This window comes from Microbacterium sp. CCH5-D1, assembly GCF_001557335.1.
GTDB lineage: Bacteria > Actinomycetota > Actinomycetes > Actinomycetales > Microbacteriaceae > Microbacterium > Microbacterium oxydans.
The window spans coordinates 1-5,959 of sequence record NZ_LSJW01000213.1 but is presented as its reverse complement, the minus strand read 5'-3'; the positions used below and the strand labels follow the sequence as shown (position 1 = coordinate 5,959).

The following is a 5,959-nucleotide window of genomic DNA, read 5'->3' as shown; positions in this document are numbered from 1 at the left end:
CGTGGGAGTGCTCGCGCTCATCGCGCTCATCGCCGGTCCTCTGCTCGGCATCGACCTCAGCGGGTTGGTCGGCGGCGGCGCTCCGAGCGGAGGCAGCGAGCCGGCCGGCGGATCGGCCATCGAGAACTGCGACACGGGGGCCGATGCCAACGCGAACGTCGACTGCCGCATGGCGGGTGCGCAGGTCGCCCTCGATGCCTTCTGGAGCGACAACGTCGAGGGCTACCGCGCGCCGGAGATGATCGTCGTCGACGGGGCGACCTCGACGCAGTGCGGCACCGCCTCCAACGCCGTCGGACCGTTCTACTGCCCACCGGAGGAGAAGGTGTACGTCGACCCCACGTTCTTCCAGCTCATGCAGCAGCAGTTCGGAGCCTCGGCCGGTGATCTCGCCCAGCTCTACATCGTGGGCCACGAGTGGGGGCACCACATCCAGAACATCACGGGCGACATGGACCGTTACCCGAACAACGGAACGGGCCCCGGCAGCAACGGAGTGCGCATCGAGCTGCAGGCCGACTGCTACGCAGGCGGGTGGCTCGGGCGGATGACGGAGCAGGAGGACGCCGAAGGCAATCCGTACCTGGAGAAGCCGACGGAGCAGCAGATCGAGGACGCGCTGAACGCGGCAGAGGCCGTGGGCGACGACCACATCCAGGAGCAGTCCGGCTTCTCGAATCCGGAGACCTGGACGCACGGCTCCAGCGAACAGAGGAAGCGATGGTTCGCCGAGGGCTACCAGAACGGTCTGGGTGTGTGCGCGCAGGTGCTGACCCTGCCCGCCGATCAGCTGGATCCGTGATACCGGACAGGTGCGAGAACGTCCGCTACCGTTGACGATGTAGTCAGCACGACCGGCCGGGGGACCGATGATGAAGAAGACGGATGCACTGTATCCACCGATAGAGCCGTACGAGACCGGGGAGTTGCTCGTCGGCGACGGCCACCGCGTCTACTGGGAGGTCAGCGGCAATCCTGACGGCAAGCCCGTGGTCTTCCTCCACGGCGGCCCCGGCAGCGGGACGTCCCCCTGGCAGCGGCGGTTCTTCGACCCGAAGCGCTACCGGATCGTGCTGTTCGACCAGCGCGGCTGCGGACGCAGCACCCCGCATGCGAGTGCTCCCGACGCCGACCTCCGCTACATCACGACGGCCCACCTGATCGCCGACATCGAGCTACTGCGTAAGAACCTCGGCATCGAGAGGTGGCAGGTGTTCGGCGGATCGTGGGGAAGTGCGCTGGCCCTCGCCTACGCGCAGGCGCACCCCGAAGCCGTGACCGAGCTGGTGCTCCGGGGCATCTTCACGCTGCGTCGCGTCGAGCTCGAGTGGTTCTACGAGGGCGGAGCAGCGGCGCTCTTCCCCGATCTCTGGGAGCAGTTCATCGAGCCCATCCCGGTGCTGGAGCGCTCGCACATGATCGAGGCCTATCACCGCCGGCTGTTCGATCCCGACCCCGCTGTGCACGTCCCGGCAGCGATCGCCTGGTCCACCTGGGAAGCGGCGACCGTCACCCTGACGCCGAACGAGGCGCAGATCGAGGCGATGGCCGATCCCGACAAGGCCACGGCATTCGCCCGCATCGAGAACCACTTCTTCGTCCACCGGGGCTGGTGGGAAGAGGGCCAGTTGATCGCCGGTGTCGACGCCATCCGGCACATCCCGACGGTGATCGTGCAGGGGCGCCACGATGTCGCGACGCCGATGATGACCGCGTGGGATCTGCACCGTGCCTGGCCGGAGGCGGAGTTCGTCGTGGTCGACGACGCCGGCCACGCGGCCACGGAACCCGGCACGCAGAAGGCGCTCCGGGCGGCGACGGACCGATTCGCCCGCGCCGAGCGCTGACCGTCAGGCCCGCAGCGCTTTCATCAGGGTCTTCACGAGTCCGCTGATGCGGCCGTCCACCCGAAAGCGGGTCAGCCCCTCGCTCACTGCGGCGCCGGTCCGCGAGGAGACGAACCACGGCGGCTTCGGCAGGATGGTGAGGCGTCCGCCCCCGTTCGCGATCGGGAGCGACCGCGGGAACGGGCGGAAGGGGCCACGCAGCACGGAGCGCTCGACCCCGTCGAGCAGGAGGGCGTTGTGCACGACGCCGATGCCGCTCCCGACGTCCTCGATCGTGCCGCCGGGGAACGCGCCCCAGGTGAGGGTAGGGGTGATGAACCCGAATGCGGTCCAGCCGTTGATCGCGATGGAGCCGTAGTGGAGCGCGGCGATGGCCCGTTCGAAGCCGGTGCCGAGCGACTTCTCGGTCGCGGGGTCGATCAGCAGGTTCGCGCCGAGGGTCCCCTGCAGTCTGTCGTTCGCGTGGGCGACAGCGGCGTCGAGGAACTCCTGGCCCGTGCCAGGCACGGTGACGACGCCCAGCACCGGTGCGAAGTACTCGGTGTTCTCCAGGGCGGTCGGGTCGTCGTCGGCATCGATCTCGACGAGCAGTCGGTCGCCGAGCACGAGGGCATCGGGGTAGGCGTCGGTCGCGAGCTCCATCCGCGAGGGCGATCCCGGGTACCAGATCGGGCGCTCGGGGGCGTTCGCATACGCACGTCGCAGGGCTGCGCGGAAGGCCTCGGCCTGGTCCCAGTCGGACGACATGATCACGACCTGGCCCGCGATGCAGTTGTGACCGCAGTTCTGCAGGCGCATCGTCACGATGTGCTCGGCCTGGTAGGTGAGGTCGGCGTCGGTCCACGCGCCAGGCACCACGATGATCGGCGAGACGCCGCCCAGCTCTGCCGTGATCGGCTTCTTCAGCAGTGGACGGTTCTCGCGTCGACGTCGCTTCGTCGCGGATGCGCCGTCACCCTTCGACGGGCCCCAGACGATGGTGTCGAACGTCGCCGCCGAGCCGGTGATGTGCACGTGCACGAGGCCTGGATGACCGGTGAGATACGAGCCGGTGGCGGGCCCGCCGCGGACGATGCGCAGGAAGCCGGGCTCGATGAGGGGCGCGAGCGCGCGCTTGTACACGGGCACCAGCGCGTCCTGCGTGGGGTTCACCTTGAGCAGTGCCGTGCGGTTGCGGGCGAGCAGTTCGTAGAGCACATCGAGCACCGGGATCGAGGTCACGTTCCCCGCGCCGAGCACGAGGCCGACGCCGCCCGACTCGGTGGGCGTGCGCTGCGCGAGACCGGCTGATGCGCGTGCCGCTCCCGGGGTGATCCCCGGTTCCAGCCAGACCTCGCCCGTGAATCCGGACAGCAGGAACCTGTCGATGCCCGTGAGAGGGAAGGCGTGTACGCGGGTGCGTCCGCCCGGTGCGCGATCGATGGAGATCCCGTCGAGGGGGTTGGCACCGTTCGCGAGACGGGAGAGCGTCTCGATGTAGGCGTCGAGAGCACCGAGCACACTGTAGGGACCGCTCAGCCACTCCTCGCCGCGGAGGGGATGGCGCGCGTCCAGGCCCTTCGAGGATGCGGCCGTGTTCGCCCAGTCCTCGGCCGTCGAGGCCACGCTCGTCCGAACCGCCCGCAGCAGCGTCACCCGCTGGGCGACCGTGAGCGCCGACCACGTGCGCGCTCCGACCTGGAGGGCGTCGACAGCGGTGTCGAGCCGCTCCCGTTCGCCTTCGCCCAGCCCCGGCGCTTCGTTCTTCGGCGCACCCTTCGACGCGCTCTTCGAGTCGGCAGCGGCGGCCGCTGGGGAGGTGGCGGTTGTGCTCGCAGAAGTCATCGACGTCTCCTTCGGACGGGATCCCAGCTTAGGCGTCGGAGGTCTCGAGGGCATCGATGTCCGCGCGGCGCAGTCGGTAGCGGCGGAGCGTCACCAGGCTGCCGGCCATCAACACGGCGGGCAGGATGCTGAAGCTGAGGACGATGCCCGTCACCGCGGCCGCCGGTTGCTCGACGGTGGTGCCGGCGACGGTCGAGACGTAGCCGGTCGCTGCAAGGGTCAGGGACACCGCCGTCGCGCCCAGGGCGAACCCCACCGTCTCCCCGGCGGTCCAGATGCCGGTGAACGTGCCGGCCTGCCCTGCCCCGCTCGTACGCTCGTCGTGCGAGATCACATCGGGAAGCATCGCCATCGGCAGCGACTGCAGCCCCGCGTACGCGATGCCGGCGACGGCGACCGAGGCGTAGATCCAGAGGCCGGGCGACCACACGGCCACGACGAGCGATGCGGCAGCAGCCGTGAACAGCGCGCTGGCCATCGCGAAGGCCCGCTCCTTGCCCACGCGTGGGGCGATGACCGTCCACCCCGGGGTCGCGAGCAGCGCCGGGCCCACGAGCGCGACGAACACGAACGTCACCGCATCCTCCGAGCGCAGCACCCACGTGGCGACGTACTGCGCGCCGGCGAGCATCGTCCCGGTCGCGAGGGCCTGCAGGACGAAGGTGCCCAGCAGCGCGCGGAAGGGCTGGCTGCGTCCGAGTGCCCGGAAGCCCGACATGTACTGATCACGCCACGTGGATGCGGCGACGACCGCGCCGGGCGTGACCGCGCCGCGTTCGGCGGCGACGCCCGCTGTGCGGGAGGCGATGAGCATCCCGATGCCGATCACGAGCCCGGAGGCGATGCCCATCAGGAGGTAGCCCATGACGGGGTCGTCACCGGCGTTGCGCAACGCCGGGCCGCCGGCGCCGAACAGCAGGATGGCCGCCGTGAGCACGACCACGCGCCACCCGAGCAGACGTGTGCGCTCGTCGTAACCCCCGGTCAGTTCAGCCGGGAGGGCGACGTACGGCACCTGGAAGAGGCTGAAGGCCGTCGCGGTCGCGAGGAAGGCCAGCAGTACGCTGATCGCTCCGGCGGTCGGACCCCACGACGGCGGTACGGCGAACGTGAGGGCGAAGAAGACGGGGAGTGCGAGCGCGCCGGTGACCATGAAACCGCGACGCGATCCGGTGCGGGCGAGCTGACGATCGGATGCGGCACCGATCAGCGGATCGATCAGCACATCCCAGATCTTCGCGGCCGTCACGATCATCCCCGCAGCGAGCGCGGCGACGCCGAGGTTGTCCGTGAGGAAGTAGGTCAGCACCAGCCCGGGCAACGTGGCATAGCCGCCGGTGCCGAGCGAGCCGATCGCGTACAGCACGATCGTGCGGGCAGACAGGCGGACTGATGCTCGTTCGGGCCGAGCCTCGGTGCTCATCGCGCCAGTGTAGCGGCGCGATGAGGCCGGATCAGATCAGCGAGAGCTCGCGCAGCTTCGACTCGACGTCGGCGTTCGACGGCTCCACGTGGTGCGAGGCATCGGGGTACACGACGACGGGGATGTTGGTACGGCCCGAGATCTCCTTCGCGACGTCTGCGGCCGCGGGCTCGGCGACGAGGTCGACATACGTGTACTCCACCCCGAGCGCGTCGAGCTGCTTCTTGGTGCGGATGCAGTCGCGGCACCAGTCGGCGCCGAACATCGTGATGGTGTCGGAGGCAGGAGAAGTCATGCACCCAGCCTACGGCCGCCCGGAGGGGCTGGCGCTGAGTGGCGGCTGGGCGTTCGCCTCGGGGTGTCGGCACCCCGAGGTGCTCACAGAGGCCGGCTCTTGTAAGTAAGGGTGCCCTTACTTACACTGGGGGCATGAGCGCATGCGAACACCTGGAAGACCCCGACTGGGACGACATCGAGGGTGCCGTGCTCATCGCCGGCGATGCGGCCGATGCCGGGTTCATCGCAAGCATCGCCGCGCGGCTGCCGTGGGACGCCCAGGGGGTCGTCATCCTCGAGGCGGCGGCGCGCATCCAGTTCCGACACATCGACGTCCCCGACGGGGTGTCGGTGCGGTGGCTGGTTCGCGGAGACGGTACCAGGGCCCACACGCGAGGAGAGAGGCTTGCGAACGCGGTGCATGCCTGGTGCGTCGAATGGGCCTGCAGCGAGCCGCCTTCGCAGTGGACGGTCTGGCTCGGGCCGCACACGCCACCGCACGTGGCCCGCATGGCGCGGAGCCTCCTCGGCGTCGCCAATTGAGCTGCGCGAGGGCCAATTGAGCTGCGCGAGGGCCAATTGAGCTGCG

At 69.6% G+C, this 5,959-nt stretch carries 6 protein-coding genes; 3 read left to right on the top strand and 3 right to left on the bottom strand.

Annotation, left to right across the window (positions count from 1 at the left end; genetic code table 11):
• On the top strand, window positions 1–802 hold an 802-nt coding region (locus tag AX744_RS12675; protein WP_061017247.1), incomplete at its 5' end, for a neutral zinc metallopeptidase.
• A gap of 67 nt (window positions 803–869) precedes the next feature.
• Window positions 870–1,847 carry a prolyl aminopeptidase gene (pip, locus tag AX744_RS12670; protein ID WP_046746659.1) on the top strand — a complete coding sequence of 326 codons (978 nt, stop codon included), beginning with the start codon at window positions 870–872 and terminating at the stop codon, window positions 1,845–1,847.
• A gap of 3 nt (window positions 1,848–1,850) precedes the next feature.
• On the opposite strand, the gene AX744_RS12665 is transcribed toward pip, so the two are convergent.
• The 3 genes from AX744_RS12665 to AX744_RS12655 are packed head-to-tail and all read right to left on the bottom strand — an operon-like array spanning window position 1,851 to window position 5,389.
• A complete protein-coding gene (locus AX744_RS12665) occupies window positions 1,851–3,671 on the bottom strand; it encodes an aldehyde dehydrogenase family protein (RefSeq protein ID WP_197429229.1) in 1,821 nt (606 codons plus the stop codon).
• A 28-nt stretch (window positions 3,672–3,699) separates the two neighbouring features.
• Complete coding sequence (locus AX744_RS12660) at window positions 3,700–5,094, bottom strand: MFS transporter (protein ID WP_061017245.1); 1,395 nt, start codon at window positions 5,092–5,094, stop codon at window positions 3,700–3,702.
• A gap of 31 nt (window positions 5,095–5,125) precedes the next feature.
• On the bottom strand, window positions 5,126–5,389 hold the full coding sequence (locus AX744_RS12655; RefSeq protein ID WP_017831447.1) for a glutaredoxin family protein: 264 nt from the start codon (window positions 5,387–5,389) through the stop codon (window positions 5,126–5,128).
• Window positions 5,390–5,523: 134 nt separating this feature from the next.
• Between AX744_RS12655 and AX744_RS12650 the strand changes: the two genes are divergently transcribed.
• A complete protein-coding gene (locus AX744_RS12650) occupies window positions 5,524–5,913 on the top strand; it encodes an SIP domain-containing protein (RefSeq protein ID WP_058631559.1) in 390 nt (129 codons plus the stop codon).
• The last annotated feature ends 46 nt before the right edge of the window (window positions 5,914–5,959 follow it).